15 protein-coding genes and 1 other annotated feature are annotated in these 16,537 nt (G+C 37.8%); of the genes, 5 read left to right on the forward strand and 10 right to left on the reverse strand.

All coding sequences use genetic code 11. The features are described 5' to 3' along the window. The first annotated feature begins 54 nt into the window (after nucleotides 1-54). Complete coding sequence (locus MKX57_RS20100) at nucleotides 55-240, forward strand: YhzD family protein (protein ID WP_008173354.1); 186 nt, start codon at nucleotides 55-57, stop codon at nucleotides 238-240. A 46-nt stretch (nucleotides 241-286) separates the two neighbouring features. On the opposite strand, the gene MKX57_RS20105 is transcribed toward MKX57_RS20100, so the two are convergent. Continuing rightward, nucleotides 287-1,069 (reverse strand): enoyl-CoA hydratase, encoded by a 783-nt coding sequence (locus MKX57_RS20105; protein ID WP_025117262.1) that lies wholly within the window; start codon nucleotides 1,067-1,069, stop codon nucleotides 287-289. 139 nt (nucleotides 1,070-1,208) lie between these two features. Between MKX57_RS20105 and MKX57_RS20110 the strand changes: the two genes are divergently transcribed. Continuing rightward, nucleotides 1,209-2,180 (forward strand): rhodanese-related sulfurtransferase, encoded by a 972-nt coding sequence (locus MKX57_RS20110; RefSeq protein WP_089987031.1) that lies wholly within the window; start codon nucleotides 1,209-1,211, stop codon nucleotides 2,178-2,180. A gap of 67 nt (nucleotides 2,181-2,247) precedes the next feature. On the opposite strand, the gene MKX57_RS20115 is transcribed toward MKX57_RS20110, so the two are convergent. Next, nucleotides 2,248-3,897 (reverse strand): FAD-binding dehydrogenase, encoded by a 1,650-nt coding sequence (locus MKX57_RS20115; protein WP_090003264.1) that lies wholly within the window; start codon nucleotides 3,895-3,897, stop codon nucleotides 2,248-2,250. A 403-nt stretch (nucleotides 3,898-4,300) separates the two neighbouring features. Next, nucleotides 4,301-4,540 (forward strand) — a binding site (T-box leader). Between the two features lie 158 nt (nucleotides 4,541-4,698). Here MKX57_RS20115 and serA point away from each other — a divergent pair. Next, nucleotides 4,699-6,306: a phosphoglycerate dehydrogenase gene (serA, locus tag MKX57_RS20120; protein ID WP_342550562.1), complete on the forward strand. Its 1,608-nt coding sequence runs from the start codon at nucleotides 4,699-4,701 to the stop codon at nucleotides 6,304-6,306. 177 nt (nucleotides 6,307-6,483) lie between these two features. Here the strand turns inward: serA and MKX57_RS20125 are convergent, their stop codons facing one another. The 5 genes from MKX57_RS20125 to MKX57_RS20145 form a co-directional block, all read right to left on the reverse strand. Beyond that, nucleotides 6,484-7,272 (reverse strand): HAD-IA family hydrolase, encoded by a 789-nt coding sequence (locus MKX57_RS20125; protein WP_008173370.1) that lies wholly within the window; start codon nucleotides 7,270-7,272, stop codon nucleotides 6,484-6,486. A 174-nt stretch (nucleotides 7,273-7,446) separates the two neighbouring features. Further along, nucleotides 7,447-7,695: a DUF3006 domain-containing protein gene (locus MKX57_RS20130; RefSeq protein WP_043989579.1), complete on the reverse strand. Its 249-nt coding sequence runs from the start codon at nucleotides 7,693-7,695 to the stop codon at nucleotides 7,447-7,449. Beyond that, nucleotides 7,682-8,869: an MBL fold metallo-hydrolase gene (locus MKX57_RS20135; RefSeq protein WP_342530749.1), complete on the reverse strand. Its 1,188-nt coding sequence runs from the start codon at nucleotides 8,867-8,869 to the stop codon at nucleotides 7,682-7,684. The genes MKX57_RS20130 and MKX57_RS20135 overlap by 14 nt, the downstream gene beginning before the upstream one ends. A gap of 71 nt (nucleotides 8,870-8,940) precedes the next feature. Further along, nucleotides 8,941-10,287: a GntP family permease gene (locus tag MKX57_RS20140; RefSeq protein WP_089987036.1), complete on the reverse strand. Its 1,347-nt coding sequence runs from the start codon at nucleotides 10,285-10,287 to the stop codon at nucleotides 8,941-8,943. Further along, complete coding sequence (locus MKX57_RS20145) at nucleotides 10,288-11,427, reverse strand: glycerate kinase (protein ID WP_089987037.1); 1,140 nt, start codon at nucleotides 11,425-11,427, stop codon at nucleotides 10,288-10,290. It abuts the gene before it with no gap. 164 nt (nucleotides 11,428-11,591) lie between these two features. Here MKX57_RS20145 and MKX57_RS20150 point away from each other — a divergent pair, with 164 nt between their 5' ends. Further along, nucleotides 11,592-12,671 carry a sugar diacid recognition domain-containing protein gene (locus MKX57_RS20150; RefSeq protein ID WP_008173377.1) on the forward strand — a complete coding sequence of 360 codons (1,080 nt, stop codon included), beginning with the start codon at nucleotides 11,592-11,594 and terminating at the stop codon, nucleotides 12,669-12,671. Between the two features lie 39 nt (nucleotides 12,672-12,710). Here MKX57_RS20150 and MKX57_RS20155 read toward each other — a convergent pair whose 3' ends face one another. Further along, entirely contained in the window at nucleotides 12,711-14,216 is a 1,506-nt protein-coding gene (locus MKX57_RS20155; protein ID WP_008173379.1) for a coproporphyrinogen III oxidase, read from the reverse strand. 176 nt (nucleotides 14,217-14,392) lie between these two features. Between MKX57_RS20155 and MKX57_RS20160 the strand changes: the two genes are divergently transcribed. Further along, complete coding sequence (locus MKX57_RS20160; RefSeq protein ID WP_342530754.1) at nucleotides 14,393-14,761, forward strand: hypothetical protein; 369 nt, start codon at nucleotides 14,393-14,395, stop codon at nucleotides 14,759-14,761. Between the two features lie 46 nt (nucleotides 14,762-14,807). Here MKX57_RS20160 and MKX57_RS20165 read toward each other — a convergent pair whose 3' ends face one another. Beyond that, a complete protein-coding gene (locus tag MKX57_RS20165) occupies nucleotides 14,808-15,716 on the reverse strand; it encodes a copper amine oxidase N-terminal domain-containing protein (protein ID WP_089987039.1) in 909 nt (302 codons plus the stop codon). A gap of 119 nt (nucleotides 15,717-15,835) precedes the next feature. Then, nucleotides 15,836-16,498, reverse strand: coding sequence for a ribonuclease H family protein (locus tag MKX57_RS20170; RefSeq protein ID WP_089987040.1), 663 nt, complete (start codon nucleotides 16,496-16,498; stop codon nucleotides 15,836-15,838). Nucleotides 16,499-16,537 lie beyond the last annotated feature (39 nt).

A 16,537-nucleotide genomic window follows, 5' to 3' on the forward strand; every position in this document is an offset into this window, starting at 1 on the left:
TTATAAATCTTCTATGTATAATAGATATATATTTAAATAAAGGGTGGGGTTTGTATGGAGAATTACCGTTTCACAGCTTTCGAAAAAACAGGGGAAACATTGTTTGATGAAACATGGACATTTGAAAATGATGAGGCTGCTAAGTTAAATGGCCAACAACAAATTGAAGAAAAAGGTGTTGCCAACAAAACTCATCGTCTTGTAAACGCTTCAGGTAAATTAATTTTATTCCATGTTTAATAATTGAGAAAAGGCACGTAGGATATCTACATGCCTTTTCTTATTTTTATTTCCCTACAAAGACAGGTGTTCTTTTCTCTACAAAGGCATGAATTCCTTCTAAATGATCTGTCGATTTACGCATGGTTGATTGACCTTCCGCTTCCATTGCAAGGATATTTTCGAGCTGTGCTAAATTTTGAGCGTGTAAAATATTTTTTGTCGTAATCATAGAAGAAATAGGTGAGGCAAGCATTTTACCAACAAGCTGATCTGCCATTGCAAAGACAGTACCATCAGGGGCTATATAGTCGATTAATCCTGCATCTAATGCTTCTTGTGCTGTAAGGACCTTCCCTTCCCAAATCATTTGTTTCGCTTTCACCGTACCGACACGTTCCTTCATAAAGAAGTGACCACCTCCATCTGGAATGAGTCCTATGCCTATGAAATTCATAGCTAGCTTACTCTTTTCACATGCCACAACAATGTCTGCCCCTAGTGTTAAACTAAAGCCTAGACCTGCCGATGCACCATGAACTGCCGCAATGACTATCATTGGTAGCTGATAATAGGCCTTAACGATGCGTGTAAGATATACCATCGCTTCGTCAATATTTAGAGGCTTATTTGAATCAAGCATCGCCTTAATATCGCCTCCAGCAGAAAAGACCTTCCCTTCTCCACGAATAACAAGTACTTGTATATCTTTTTCCTGTTGCAAAGCCTCAAAGCATTCAGCTAGTTCTCGCATCATAACGTCATCCATCGCATTCATCGCCTGAGGACGGTTTAAAGTTAACGTTGCACGGCGATCTAACATTTCTAATGTAATCGTTGAAAATTCCATCTCCATTACCCCCAAATATGAATAGTCATTCGCTATGTACTATTCGTGTTTTTTTAGAAAACTCCTTCTCCGCTAAACAAATTCGCTTTTGTTATGCTATATTAAAGGACGAATATTGTTATAAAGGTGGTTACACATTTTGACGCAAAAAGACTATCGTATATTACTTTATTATAAATATGTTACGATTGAAGACCCTATAGCATTTGCTGAAGAGCATTTAGCATTATGTCAAGAACTCGGACTTCTTGGCCGCATTTTAGTTGGTAATGAAGGAATTAACGGAACTGTTTCGGGAACTATTGAACAAACAGACGCTTACATGAATCATATGAAGATAGATCCTCGATTTAGCGATATTATGTGGAAAATTGACGAAGCTGATGGGCATGCTTTCAAAAAAATGCACGTTCGCCCTCGCCTCGAGATTGTTCACTTAGGTTTAGAAAATGATATTAATCCATTAGACATAACAGGGGAATATTTATCCCCTAAGGAATTTATGGAACAAATGCAAGAAGAGAATACGATCATTATCGATGCACGGAATGACTATGAATTCGACCTTGGTCATTTTAGAGGCGCTATTCGACCGGATATTGAAAATTTCCGTGACCTACCAGCATGGATGGAAACACATAAAGAAGAATTTGTGGATAAAAAGATTTTAACTTACTGTACTGGTGGAATTCGTTGTGAAAAATTCTCTGGTTGGTTAAAACGTGAGGGCTACGGAAAAAGTGTTGGTCAATTACATGGTGGTATTGCCACATACGCAAAAGATTCCGAGGTAAAAGGTCAACTCTGGGATGGGCAAATGTTTGTTTTTGATCGTCGTCGCAGTGTGCCAATTAATCAAGTGGAGCATGTCGTTATCGGAAAAGACTATTTCACAGGTGAGCCTTCCGAACGTTATACGAACTGCGCAAATCCCGAATGCCATAAATTAATGCTATGTGAAGAAAAGCATGAAGACTTTTATATGCGTAGCTGTTCTGATGAATGCCGTCGTGCCAAACGTAACTTCTTCGTTGAGGAGCATGGCTGGACGGTAAATCAAATCGAAGAGCAAATCGCTAAAATCGCAGATGTCCAAAACACAAATTCATGATAGACGTCACTCCATTACTTGGCGACAAAAAGAGCATCGTTTATGACGATGCTCTTTTGTACTGGCATTAAACTTCTGCTAAAAAACGTCCTACCTGCCTACCACTAAATATACAGCCACCAACAAACGTTCCTTCTAAAGCGCGGTAGCCATGAACACCACCGCCTCCGAAGCCGCTTACTTCCCCAGCAGCAAATAGTCCTGAAATAGGCTGACCATCCATCCCTAACACTGCCCCATTTAAGTTTGTTTGTAAGCCACCTAAGGTTTTTCTTGTTAAAATATTTAATCGTACCGCAATTAAAGGCCAATTTTTAGTGTCTAAAATTTTATGTGGCTTAGCAACACGTACTAGCTTATCCCCAATATAATTTCTAGCACCGTGAATGGCGTTCACCTGTAAATCTTTTGTAAACTTATTATCCATTTCTCGATCCCTTGCTAAAATTTGCTCTTTAATTTTCATGAAATCGAGTAAATCATTGCCTGCTAGTTTATTCATTCCATCTACTAGTTCTCTTAAATCATTTGCAATCACAAAATCCTCACCATGGTTTTTAAAGGCTTGGATTGGAGCAGGTGGTCCGGGCATGATTCTTTTTAAAACATCACCAATGCTTTTGTTTGTTAAATCAGGATTTTGTTCCGAGCCAGATAGAGCAAATTCTTTTTCAATAATTTTTTCCGTTAAAATAAACCAAGAATAGTCATAGCCTGTTTTTTGAATCGTTTCTAGTGTACTGAGTGTATCGAATCCAGGGAAATTAGGCGCATGAAATCGGTTACCTTCTGCATCAAACCATAAGGAGGAGGGGCCTGGCAAAATTCGTATTCCATGATTAGGCCAAATCGGATCCCAATTTTTTAATCCTTCTGTGTAATGCCACATACGATCACGATTCACAATACGGCCTCCTGCATGCTCTGTAATTTCCAGCATTCTTCCATCTACATATGCAGGGACACCACATACCATATTTTTAGGAGGGGTCCCTAATCGTTCAGGCCAATTTTTTCTCACTAAATCGAAATTCGCCCCGATACCCCCACTTGCCACAATAACGGCTGCAGCCTCATAAGAAAATTCTCCGACTCCTAATCTTGAGCTTTTTTCCCCTCGACTAATAAAGGTTTCTGCTAGTATTGTTCCACTTATCCCCATAATCCTTCCGTCTTGCTGAATAAATTCATCCACACGATGTCGTGGTTTAAATTCAATATAGCCTTCTTTTATGGCCTTTTTGACTTTATCCACAAATGGCTTAACAATGCCTGGACCTGTTCCCCATACAATATGAAACCTCGGCACTGAATTTCCATGTCCACCAGCAAGAGAACCACCCCGTTCTGCCCAGCCAACAATAGGAAAAAATTTAATCCCCTTTGACTTCAACCAATCATATTTTTCACCCGCAGCAAAATCGACATAGGCCCTCGCCCATTTATATGCCCAGGAATCCTCATCTTCTAAACGATCAAAGCCTGCTGTCCCTAACCAGTCCTGCCATGCCAACTCCTTACTATCCTTAATGCCGAGTCTTCTTTGTTCAGGAGAATTTACTAAAAATATGCCACCAAAAGACCAAAATGCCTGTCCCCCTAATGAATTTTCAGGCTCTTGATCTACTAGAAGTATTTTTTTCTTTGCATCGACTAACTCGCAGGCTGCCACTAAGCCTGCCAGTCCGGCACCAACTATTGCAACATCGTATTTCATTACTACACCCCCAAATCAATCATCCTTAATTTAAATTCTTCTTTCATAGTCTATTTACCTTCTAAAAATCAAAGTTTTGTCTAAAATGTGACAAGATAAAATGTTCGTTTTCTTTCATGAAGCAAACTAGTTCTAACATAGAACAATTAATTAATACCATTTAATTGCCATATAATATTTTCGCTATAAACTTCATGGAACCTTGATACAATCAATCTTTTTAAATATCGTTAATGCTTTCATTGTACACCCCTAAAAGACGAACATTATTAAACGATAATACATAAAATATTCGTGTATTGATATTTTTCAGACTTTTGAAGTCAATGTTTTTTTAGTTTTTTAGAAATATCGTTGACAAAGGTGAACAATAGGGATTATGATGTTAACAAATTTAATCATAAAAAATATAACGACGGAGACACACTAGTCGAAAGAAAATCCAAAGAGAGCTGATGGTTGGTGCAAATCAGTGATTTCTACGATAATAGTTCCACTCCTGAATAGTTAAGCTGAACCATCTAAGTAAGCTTATCCGTCTCATGCACGTTACGCATATTGCTAAGACTGCAAGAATAGGTTTTTCTAGCAGTGATTAAGGGTGGTACCGCGAACCAAGTTTATACAGCCTTTCGCCCCTTACAACACAATAACTGTGTTTGTAAGGCGTGAAAGGCTTTTTATATTGCTTTCGATTCGGAAAGGAGATTGTTTGCATGCTGTAAGATGTTAGAATTTTACAAATTCCAGACTATCGTAGATAAACCACAATTAACATTTATTAAAAAGGAGCTAATTATAATGATTACTGCCACAAAAACAATTAACGTATTTATCGCTGACCCACTAAGTGAGGATGGGATTTTTCCATTACGCCAGGAACAAGATTTAGATTTAAACATTATCGTAGACACTGGCCTAGCACCAGAAGAATTAATCGCTAAAATTGCAGATGTAGACGTGTTACTTGTTCGTTCACAAACTACTGTGACACGTGAAGTAATTGAAGCGGCAAAAAGCTTAAAGTTAATTGGTCGTGCTGGTGTAGGTGTCGATAATATTGACCTTGCTGCTGCCACTGAGCATGGTATTATCGTTGTTAATGCTCCAGATGGTAACACAAACTCAGCTGCTGAGCATACAGTCGCCATGATGACATCACTTGCACGTCACATTCCACAAGCTTTTAATACATTAAAAAATGGGAAATGGGACCGTAAATCTTATGTTGGAGTAGAGCTAAAAAACAAAACTTTAGGTGTTGTAGGCTTTGGCCGAATCGGTGTTGAAGTAGCTTATCGTGCAAAAGGTCAACGTATGAATGTTATGGCATATGATCCTTTCCTAACTGATGAGCGTGCAAAAGAATTAGGTGTCACAAAGGCGACAGTGGAAGAAATTTGTCAAGCAGCCGATTTCATTACTGTACACACACCACTTCTTCCTGAAACACGTAATCTTATTAATAAAGAAAAGTTTGCGATGATGAAAGATGGCGTACGTATCATTAACTGTGCACGTGGCGGTATTATTAATGAGGACGATTTGTATGATGCTATTGTAGCTGGTAAAGTAGCAGGTGCTGCACTGGATGTATTCGTATCTGAACCAGCGACAGACCATAAGCTGCTTACTTTGCCTCAAGTAATTGCAACACCTCATTTAGGTGCATCTACGATTGAAGCACAAGAGTCTGTAGCTGTTGATGTATCAAATGACATTATTAAATTTTATAAAACAGGTACTGTAACAAATCCAGTGAATATGCCATCTATTCCGAAAGAGCTTCTGGCACAAGTTGAGCCTTTCTTTGAATTAGCGGAAAAACTTGGTTCATTCTTATCACAAGTAACAACAGAGCCTGTAAAAGAAATCAACTTATCTTATGCTGGAGATGTAGCAAACTATGATGTCCGCCCATTAACATCAAATGCATTAAAAGGTTTATTAGCTAAAAATCACGGTAATCATGTGAATGATGTCAATGCTCGCTACCTGTCTGAGCGTATTGGCATTAAAATTATCGAACATAAAACGACAACGGCTAAAGGCTTTACAAGTTTAATTACGATTGAAATTATTACTGCAAATGAAACACATACCGTAGCTGGTACATTATTAAATGGCTTAGGTGCTCGTATCGTCAAAGTAGAGGACTATGTTGTAGACGTTATTCCACAAGGTCATCTTCTATATATTAAAAACACTGACAAACCAGGTGCAATTGGTCGTGTAGCCACTAAACTTGCAGAAAAGGAAATCAATATCGCCACTATGCAAGTAGGTCGTGCCCAAGTTGGTGGGACAGCGGTTATGATGTTAACGATAGATAATGTTGTAACAGATGAAGATTTAGCATTTGTGGCACAGCTTGAAAATATTGATGAAGTAAAAGCTATTAATTTATAATAAGCAAAACGAAAAGCAGGGAGTTTTTACTCTCTGCTTTTTTAAATACACTTTAAAGGGTAAGCTAGTGAGCATCATAATATTGGTGATAGCTTTTCCATTCATATGCTTAGCATAAAATATAAAGTATTCCAAACAAAAAAATGTACTGCATCCATGAAGGAGCAGTACATTTCTTTAAAGTTTTTCCACTAGTTGTAATAAGTCTGTCAAAGAGACTATCTCATACGTAGGTGTCACAGCTCCATTGGCCCTATTATTTTCGCGATTAATCCATACGTTTCGCATCCCTACACGAGAGGAGCCTAAAATATCAGTATTGAGATTATCGCCAACCATAATTGCCTCATCTGCTGTAATGCCTACACTTTCCATTACATGCTCAAAAATAGAAGCGTCAGGCTTACCTTTTCCAAAGTCTCCTGAGATAATAATATGATCAAAGTACGGAGCTATTTCTGGCGTAATTTTCAGCTTTAAATTTTGCAAACTAGGTGCGCCATTAGTAAGTAAAACAAGCTTGTACTTCCCTTTCAATTCGTCTAACACAGGAAATGTATCTTCATATAAAAATGGGGAGGCCTTACGCTCAGCTACAAAGCGTTCTCCTAGTTCTGCTCCGAATTTTTCATCCTCTATACCAAGAGCAGCTAAACCTTTTGTCCATGCTGCCGCACGATAGCCCGGAACAAGTCCCTTCATTGTTTGGAAAGATTCAGTCGGGTCATCAAAAGTTCCCCATAGTCCTTCGAAAGGATTAATGCCAATTAATACGGTATAGTCGTATGTTTCATAGCCTTCGTATAACGCACGAGCCTCTTGACGAACTGCGTCCTCTAGCTCAGTAGAATTCACATTATGTATCGTAGCAGCATAGTCACATGTTTTTTCAAAAGCAGTTTTTACTGATTTTTTATCCCATAGTAATGTATCATCTAGATCAAAAATAATAGTGTTTATCGACATTTTATCCGTCCGCTCCTAGCTTTTGATTAATACTATTATTTTAGCATATTTTCAAAATATTTAGGATAACAAATTATGTCCAATTCCCCTTAAATTCCATCCGTCTACAGGACTTTTCTGATTCAAAATAAAAACAAGCTGTGGATAACTTCCTCACAGCTTGTCATCTATTATTTATTGATGTTTATGACGTAAACGGTCCATTAAATTCTGGATATCGGCTTTTTTTTGTTCTGTTTCTTCCCTTAAAATATCAATATGGTAAATGCCATCTATTTCTTCTATCTGTACACGATCCCCAACAACGACAGGCTTATTCATAGCTGACTGTAAAATAATAATTTGTTCTTCTTCCTCAGGATACTTTAAAAAAACAGCATAACCGTCTTCCATACGATCTAAAGTATATTTAGTCGAGCTCACTAACAAGTTCCCCTTTCTCATTCCGTAATTGCGCAGCATCTCCATCGTTTAGCCATATCTGTTTAGTAGTCCATTTTAAATAATTATCCCCTTCACGAGCATTAGCCCCACTAGTAACATACACGATTTTACCAGGCTGTAATGATAGATTAGGAAAATTAAAAACTTGATTTCCTTCCAGAGAAATAAGCTGCCAATTGTTTAACGAAACAGCTTGTTGACCATTATTTTTAATGCCTACAATTTCTGTTACTAAATCTTTGCTGACGATCTCAACAGCTGTGGTAGGTAAAACAGTGGATGGAGTTTTTGGAGCTACCGCTCTGGAAGCTTCCTTTCCATTCACCGTGTAGTTTACCCCATCTGTTGCCACCATAATCGTTCCTGATTCAGCAGTAGCATAGATGTTACTGCCCATTGCTTGCAATCGATCCACTACTTCTGCATGAGGATGTCCATATTTATTATCTTCACCATAGCTTAATATAGTGACTTCTGGCTTCACTGCACGAATGAATTCTTTTGAGCTACTTGTATTAGAACCATGATGTCCTGCCTTCAGAATAGTAGCTGTCACATCATTTTGCATCATTTCTTTTTCTAATGCTATGCCCGCATCCCCCGTTAATAAAAAGGATACGTTGCCATAAACTACTTTTAAAACAATCGAAGCATCATTATTATCCGTTGCATGTTCATTTGCATTTAAAACCTTCACCGTTACATCCTTATCAAATTCAATAAGGTCCCCTGTTTTCGGCACATAATAAGGTATATTTTTTTCATCAATCGCCATCAGCATTTCTTCAAAAGTTTGAGAGGTATGTACTTTGCCCGAATCATAAAATTGCTCAATAGGGATTGCCTGTAACACTGGAATGAGCCCACCTATATGGTCAGCATCGGGATGTGTTGCCACTACCCGATCAAGTTTGTTCACACCAAGTTCGTTTAAATAAGAAACTACCTGCTGTCCTGCCCCTTTCACACCACCGTCTATAAGCATTGTTTTCCCATTCGGCGATTCAATTAATATGGAATCTCCTTGTCCCACATCAATAAAATGAACTCGCATCTCATGGCCAGCCGTTACAGGCACTTGCTCTGTCTTAACTGCTTCTGTACAGCCTGCTAATAAAAAAATACAAAGGAGTACTACTATTAATTTTTTCATGTGACTAACTTCCTTTCTATCTTCCTATTATACAAAAAAGAGAGCTTACCATGGGCAGCTCTCCCTGTACTTTAAACAAATATCCACCATAAAACCATTGTAATTATGATTGTAACAATGCCTTGTAATAATGTTGCAACCGTTTGTGCCTTATAGGCTTGAGTTACTTCCATTCCACTATACTGTGTAATTACCCAGAAGAAACTGTCGTTTACATGACTAACCGTCATTGCACCAGCTCCAATGGCCATTACTACTAATGCTAACGGGACAGCTCCCTCAACGCCAAGTGTCACGAGCATTGGTGCAACTAGAGTAGACGTAATAACAAGCGCTGTCGTTGAAGATCCTTGGGCAGTTTTTAAGGCAGCAGCTACTAAAAACGGCACTAGCAGGAATAAAGTACCTGACGCAAACATCCCCAAATCCATTTCCTGTAGCATTTCTCCAACACCAGCATTTTTAATAACGGTCCCAAATGAACCGCCCGCTCCTGTAATAAGTAAAATGGGAGCGGCTTCTTTTAAACTCTCTCCAATCCAACCCGTTAAGGTCGTTTCACTAATTTCAGGTAATAATAAAAAGGCAGCAGCCACCCCTAAAAATAAAGCTACCGTTGGTGAACCTAAGAACTTAAAGATCGTATTGAATGTTGATTCGGGATCCCCTACTAACGATGCTATCGAACCAAGTCCAATTAAGACAATTGGGAGGACGATTGGTAAAAAGGCTTTAAAGGTTGAAGGCATTTTGCCAAAGGATTTAATGACTTCCTCATAGTCTAATGCCTCTACATCATCTTCAGGTACTCGAATTTTGGTTGCAACTTTCACGGACCACATATAGCCTACAAATGTAGCCGGTATAGCTACTAATAAACCAATGACAATAACTGTCCCTAAATAATCAGCCGCCCCAATATTTCCTGCTGCTGCGATGGGACCTGGTGTGGGTGGGACTAATACATGTGTCGCAAATAAACCCGTCGCTAAAGCTACTGCCATTGATGCAATCGTTACGTTAGCCCGTTTAGCTAATGATTTTTGCAAACTCGATAAAATAATAAAACCCGAATCACAAAACACTGGGATGGATACGATGTAACCAATTAAGGACATCGCAAGTTGTGGACGTTTTGGGCCGACGATTCGTAAAACTACTTCTGCCATTCGATAGGCAGCGCCTGATTTCTCTAATATTAAACCTATAATAGTTCCAGCGATAATCACTAAGCCAATGCTCGTCATTAAACCACCGAAACCAGTGTTAATACTTTCTACCACTGTTAATAATGGCATTCCTGAAGCAATTCCGACGAAGAAGGCACTCATTAATAATGCCAGAAATGGGTGTAGCTTTAATTTGGCCGTGCCCAATACAACAAACAATACCCCGATTAAAATAATAATGAACAACATCTAGTCAGCCCCCTTTTGTATGTAAAGCTCAAAGATTCTCTTAGTTTTTAACCGAATAAAACGAGCGGGTTCTTGCATTGCCTGCTGAGTAGTAATCTCCTCATCTACTAATGTTTCTACAACGCTAAAATACTTTTGAAGTGCAGGCTTAGCCGTACTATCAATGTCTCCCGATAATAAAGCTGCATCTATATGTGCTAGCGCTGCGGCTTTCGCAACCCCTAATGGAGCCTTACCATGTAATGTTTGGAGATCCGATTTCCCTTCTCCCGTTATTACTAACTGTGCGGCTGCTAAATGATCCTGTAACTGGACAGCATCTATGACGATATCAATTCCTGCATGAAATGTCCCTTTTAAAAATGCGATTAACGCGCCTCCCAATCCTCCTGCCGCTCCCGCTCCTTGATAATCATGCAATCGAATAGAAAATTGTTGTTCCACGATATCTGCAAAATGCTTTAAACAGTTATCAAAATGCTTGACTTGATCGTCCCGCACACCTTTTTGAGGACCAAATATAGCTGTTGCCCCTCGTTCACCAATGAATGGATTATCCACATCACAGGCAATGGTAAATATCGCTTCTGTTAATCTAGCATCCAGTCCACTTACATCGATTGCAGTTAACTTCAGTAGACTTGAAATTCCATCTTCTAAATCTGAGCCATCTTCCTTTATGAATCGCACACCTAATGCCTTGAGCATGCCAATCCCTGCATCATTTGTGGCACTTCCACCTATACCGATAATAAATTTTCTAAAGCCTCGGTCGAGAGCAGCCTTAATTAATTGGCCAGTACCATACGTTGTAGCAAATTCAGGATTTTTTTCATTGTCTTGTAGCAGCATGATGCCAGATGCCTGAGCCATTTCAATCACACATGTTTCTTTATCACCCAAAACACCATATTGTGCCTGTATATCTCTTCCTATTGGATCTAATACATCCACTGAAAAATATTGACCATTCGTAGAGGCAATAAGCGAATCAAGTGTCCCTTCCCCACCATCTGCAATTGGTAGAATTATAGTTTCTATTGATGGATCTGCATCCAGAATTCCTTTCTGCATGGACCTCGCTACTTCAACTGCTGACAGAGTACCCTTGAAGGAATCTGGACTAATAATGATTTTCATAAAATACCTCCACTTATGTCGTCCATTGATATTTACGTAAATTTTAAATCCCTAAGTTAAGCGCTTACAAATTATTATAATGACAATAAATTCAGAAAACATTATAATAAATGTACAATTTATCTGTGCTATAACAGACTGTTTTTTATCCGAGGTGTATAAACATGTTGACAAAAAAATTAGCAGAAGATATCGTACATCAAACAATGTTGCGCTTACGTCACAATATTAATGTCATTAGCCCTACTGGTGTTATTTTAGCCTCTGGAGACAAGATGAGAGTGGAGGATATTCACGAAGGTGCGGTTTATGTAGCACAAACAAAAAATACGTTGATTATTAATGAAGACAATATAGAGTTGTATCCCAATACAAAGCCTGGCATTAATATGCCTATTATGTATCAGGATGAAGTAGTAGGTGTGATTGGTATTACTGGAGATTCAGAAGACATGCTTGAAATCGCCAATCTTGTTCAATTAACGACAGAGATCATGACACATCAAGCACTCGTTGAGTCTAAAAGCGAGTGGCAACGGAAGAATAATGACTACATATTCGAGGCACTCGTTCATGGAAGTAAGCTGGATGCTACGTTAAATAAACGAATTCAGAAATTACCCTTCTCACTAATAGCACCCTTCCAAGTTATTTTAGTGAGTTTACATGAAACATCTTATTTAGAAAATACGATACCCTTCTTTTTTGAGGATTTATTTTATAGACAGCCCATTTTAGCTGGACATAGCCAATTACAGGAGTATTATATACTGCTAACCCATTGTCAGGAACAAAGCCGTCAATCTATCATAAAAGCTCTCAGAAAGAAAAAACAAAAACTACCTTCCTTACAAATTGGTATTGGTCCAGTTGTCCAGCAACTTTCACTACTTCCCTATAGCTATCAGGGAGCTAGGACAGCACTCGAATTCGCTAACGTCCATAACGAGATTACCTTTTTTGAGGATGTAGAGTTATTTTCTCTTTTTAAACATCGTGAATCAGAGGAGGTACAAGCTTTTCATCACCGAATCCTTAAAAATATCAATGCAAAACAGCTGGAAACATTACAATCGTTTTTTGATTGTAATTTACAGTTAAAGCTTTGTGCACAGCAACTAAACATTCATCGCCATACACTTACTTATCGATTAAATAAAATAAGAGAGTTAACTGGCTATGATCCACAATATTTTGAAGATGCAGTGATCTTGCAAATGGCTTGTACATTACGAACTCTATAAATAGTAAAGGCAATCTGAATCACTCAGATCGCCTTTATTTTATAGTTTGTATAGCTCATCTAACAACTCGATTTTTTTCCCAATAGCCTCTTCAAAGGTCATAATATATGCTGCAGGATCTTTTGGGTTGTGGAATTGCGTAATTTTTCCTGTTTCAGGATGAACAAATTTAGAAGATGCGCCACAACCAATCCCTAAAATTGTCTGTACCTCTTCCATGATCACAATATTATAAATACTCTCTTCACCTGCTTTACTATAGCCGACATTTTCGAGATTACCTAAAATATTTTTTTGGCGATATAAATAATATGGAACATAGTCATTTTCCTTTGTCCAATCTTGTGCCATTTGCATCATTTCAGCGACCGTATCACGATCCGCTACTTTATATTTATCTTTATTGCGAGTCATTTCAGATGCACGTTTAAATGATAATGTATGGACAGTTAATGATTCAGGCTGCATCTTAGCCGATTCCACTAACGAATGCTGAAATTCCTCAATACCTTCATTTGGTAAACCAATAATGAGGTCCATATTAATATTGTTCATACCGGATTCACGAGCTAGCCAAAATTTATCAATTGTTTCTTGAACTGTATGATGACGACCAATGGCCTTTAACGTTTCATCTGTATAAGATTGTGGATTTACACTAATACGATCAATTCCCCATTTTTTAAGCACTTCTAATTTTTCAGGTGTAATCGTATCTGGTCTTCCTGCTTCAACGGTAACCTCTCGAATTGTTTCAGGGTTCGGGAAGGATTCATACATCGTTTGATATAAGGCGTCCATTTCATCAGCTTCAATGGAAGTCGGTGTACCGCCCCCCCAATAAATAGAGGTGATTTTCATATTATTGTCCTTGAGCCATTTTCCCATTTCACGTAATTCAATATGCAAGCCATCTAAAAATGTATTTACACGACCTTGCTTACGATTACTTCCGATCGCATAGGCTGGGAATGTACAATAGGCACATTTCGTTGGGCAAAATGGAATGCCAATATATACACTAATCTCTTGCCCAATTTGATCAATATCTGGAATGGTTACTAATTGTCGTTCCACGATATCCTTTAAAAGTGCTACCTTCTCCTTAGACAGGCGAAAATCTCGAATTAATAACTCAGCAATTTCTTGATCCCCTTTTCCTTCTTTTCTAAACTTGTGATAGAGCTTAGTCGGACGGACTCCTGTTAGAATCCCCCATTGCTGATGTACCCCTGTATGCTGCTCAAGAACATCTAAGAATACATGGGATAATGCTCGTTTCATTCGAATATTGAGCTCACGACCTGTTGCAGCTGATTCGTATTGGATGCTGTAATCATTTGTATATTGTTGTCCATCTACAGTCAATATCGCTTTTGTAGCTATTGAAAAATTCTCTCCAACGTCGTACGTAAATGAAACCGACATATCAGCTTCCTCCGGCTCCACTCGCAGCTTGGAATCCTCAAAAAATAAATTCGCTATATGATTTAATACGCGAATCCAATCCTCAGGATATTTTTGATCTATGTGAATCATTTTCATATTGTTTCGCTCTCTTCTTTTCTTATTCCATATATATTGCAGATTTTAGTTTAACAAATTTCTATGACTATAAGCAAAGTAACAATAAGAAACATCAAGAAAACAGAATATTCAGTCTACATGTAGACAAACTATTTTTTTGTCATTATAATTTCTTACAAAAGGTGGTGTTGATAGTGTTTCTTTTAAAAAATAGTAATCGTCCATCCATCTCGAGCTTTATTCATCAAGTAGAAGTAGCATTTCACCATTTTGACTTAGCGCGATGTGATGAAAAAACATTATATGTCACCGTATTATTTAAATATAAAACATATAATGTGATCTGTGACTTTATCTACATCATTGACCAACAAGAAATGTACGGAGCTATTTCTATCAACAAGCACTACGAGAAAGCTAGGGCATTTGTTAAACAGCACTTCCAGCAATTTTTATTGTATTCAGATGAAATGATATTAGCTAAAAATTTTATGAGTACGGTTTCTTTCAAGCAATGCCTGCAGCAATTTGCCAAAAGATATCCTTCCAGAATAGTTTCTTAAAAAATAAAACTAGTATGCCACAAAAGTTGGCATACTAGTTTCAAATTTATTTCAAAAATTCTTCAATGAATTCAACAGGGACATAAGTTTTCGTGTCTTTCAACGTTGGTGCCACTGACAAAGTGCGTAATGATTTGTTATAACCAAACGTTTTATCTCCACGTGTGATTGTATAAGATCCATTGCCCTTTGTTAGGATAACCGTTTTACCTTTTGATTCTACTTTAAAGCCAAGCTTTTCTGCAATGCTACGTAATGGCACCATTGTTGTTTCTTCTACCATATAAAAATCTGTGGCGATAATTTTATTAATTTCCTCATCTACTGGATTCAAAGAACTTTCCGAATTGTCATCTAGAACAATCACTTTCGATGGTGTTGTTTGTGCTGGAATACTCTTAGTGGATGCTGTATAGAAAACAGCTAAATGCTTCTCTGCTAAATCTTTTGACGTTACTTTTTCACCTTTTGCATTAAGTAGTTCCGTTTCTTTACCAATATTTAATTTTAAAATATCATATGTGTTTGTTAAATCCTCAAAGAAATAATCCACTTCTACAAGCCCAACTTCTTTTGAATCTACAATGACAATCTCTGGATTGAATTGCGGTGGGTAGATATATTTTTGTGGTTGATTGGCAAAAGTGTATGCCTCTACTTTATCCCCTTCTTTAAGCTCTACTTTTTTACCCGTATTATCATACACAGGAGTATCTTTTGTAATTTCTAGTACATTTGTTTGCTCTCCGTCTTTAACAGTGTAATATGTAATGTCTTTAGCAACACGAACATCTTCAACTGTTCCATGTGTTTGATTGAAAATGTGTACTGGATCAATTTGGATTTGCGGAACTTCAACTTCATCCTTCTGCTCATTTGCCGAAGCAACAGGTATGACAACACTTCCCATTAATAATGCAGACAAAGCTGCTGGTGCTAATTTTTTCATATACATAACAATCTCTCCTTATTGTTTGGGTTCATAGTAGTAGTAGTTTCAAAATGGAAAAAGTTTCATTACCTATAAAGAATTTAAAAAAAGAGGTGACAGTAACTACCGACACCTCTTTCGATTTATTCTTTTACAAGTTCGCTCAAGCCTGTAATATCTATACCATTTAATGCTTGTGTAGCAAGCCGGTCTGCTTCTGAATTGTCCTTACGAGCGATTAGCTGATAGTCCGGTTGTATAGTAAGTTGTGCTAATTTGGCATCAATCTTATCTGCCCAACCTACTAGATCCTTTTCTAATGCTGCCCATTCCCCACTTAATTGATTGATAACTACTTGGGAGTCTCCTTTAATTTGGACAGGTAGATGATGGACATTTAGTAATTCTAGCTCCACTAAACCTAAATAAAGCGCAGCATACTCTGCTTCATTATTAGATTTAAGTTCGGATGAAAAAGCATTTTTTCTTAAACGATAGGGCTTGCCATTTTGTTCATAGTAAATAGCACATCCAAGCCCTGCCTGTCTTGTCCCCCTATCAAAACCTCCATCGAAATAGACAATAATATTATGCGGCTCTGTATCTATTTCTTTTAAATAGGCTTTTAGCTCTTTTAATGTCCAACTTGTATCTTGACGATCTAAACAATGAATGGACTTGACTCTTCCGGTCTTTTCCATATCCTCAGCTAGTAATAGCGCTTGCGCTGCAGGCATTTCTTCAGAACGTAAAACAGTTGTTGCTCCCTTCGGTGTTTTATAGGTCCATTCAATGAATACATGCATAGTTATAACCTCCAATACAATTGACTGGTGTATATAAAG

Source organism: Lysinibacillus sp. FSL M8-0216 (genome assembly GCF_038595555.1).
Lineage (GTDB): Bacteria > Bacillota > Bacilli > Bacillales_A > Planococcaceae > Lysinibacillus > Lysinibacillus fusiformis.

Coding starts and splice junctions, on each gene's coding strand:
- MKX57_RS20125 (WP_008173370.1), bottom strand. CDS start 7,272: ATGTCGATAAACACTATTATTTTTGATCTAGATGATACATTACTATGG.
- MKX57_RS20115 (WP_090003264.1), bottom strand. CDS start 3,897: ATGAAATACGATGTTGCAATAGTTGGTGCCGGACTGGCAGGCTTAGTG.
- MKX57_RS20155 (WP_008173379.1), bottom strand. CDS start 14,216: ATGAAAATGATTCACATAGATCAAAAATATCCTGAGGATTGGATTCGC.
- MKX57_RS20145 (WP_089987037.1), bottom strand. CDS start 11,427: ATGAAAATCATTATTAGTCCAGATTCCTTCAAGGGTACTCTGTCAGCA.
- MKX57_RS20150 (WP_008173377.1), top strand. CDS start 11,592: ATGTTGACAAAAAAATTAGCAGAAGATATCGTACATCAAACAATGTTG.
- MKX57_RS20165 (WP_089987039.1), bottom strand. CDS start 15,716: ATGTATATGAAAAAATTAGCACCAGCAGCTTTGTCTGCATTATTAATG.
- MKX57_RS20140 (WP_089987036.1), bottom strand. CDS start 10,287: ATGTTGTTCATTATTATTTTAATCGGGGTATTGTTTGTTGTATTGGGC.
- MKX57_RS20170 (WP_089987040.1), bottom strand. CDS start 16,498: ATGCATGTATTCATTGAATGGACCTATAAAACACCGAAGGGAGCAACA.
- MKX57_RS20105 (WP_025117262.1), bottom strand. CDS start 1,069: ATGGAATTTTCAACGATTACATTAGAAATGTTAGATCGCCGTGCAACG.
- MKX57_RS20100 (WP_008173354.1), top strand. CDS start 55: ATGGAGAATTACCGTTTCACAGCTTTCGAAAAAACAGGGGAAACATTG.
- MKX57_RS20135 (WP_342530749.1), bottom strand. CDS start 8,869: ATGAAAAAATTAATAGTAGTACTCCTTTGTATTTTTTTATTAGCAGGC.
- serA (WP_342550562.1), top strand. CDS start 4,699: ATGATTACTGCCACAAAAACAATTAACGTATTTATCGCTGACCCACTA.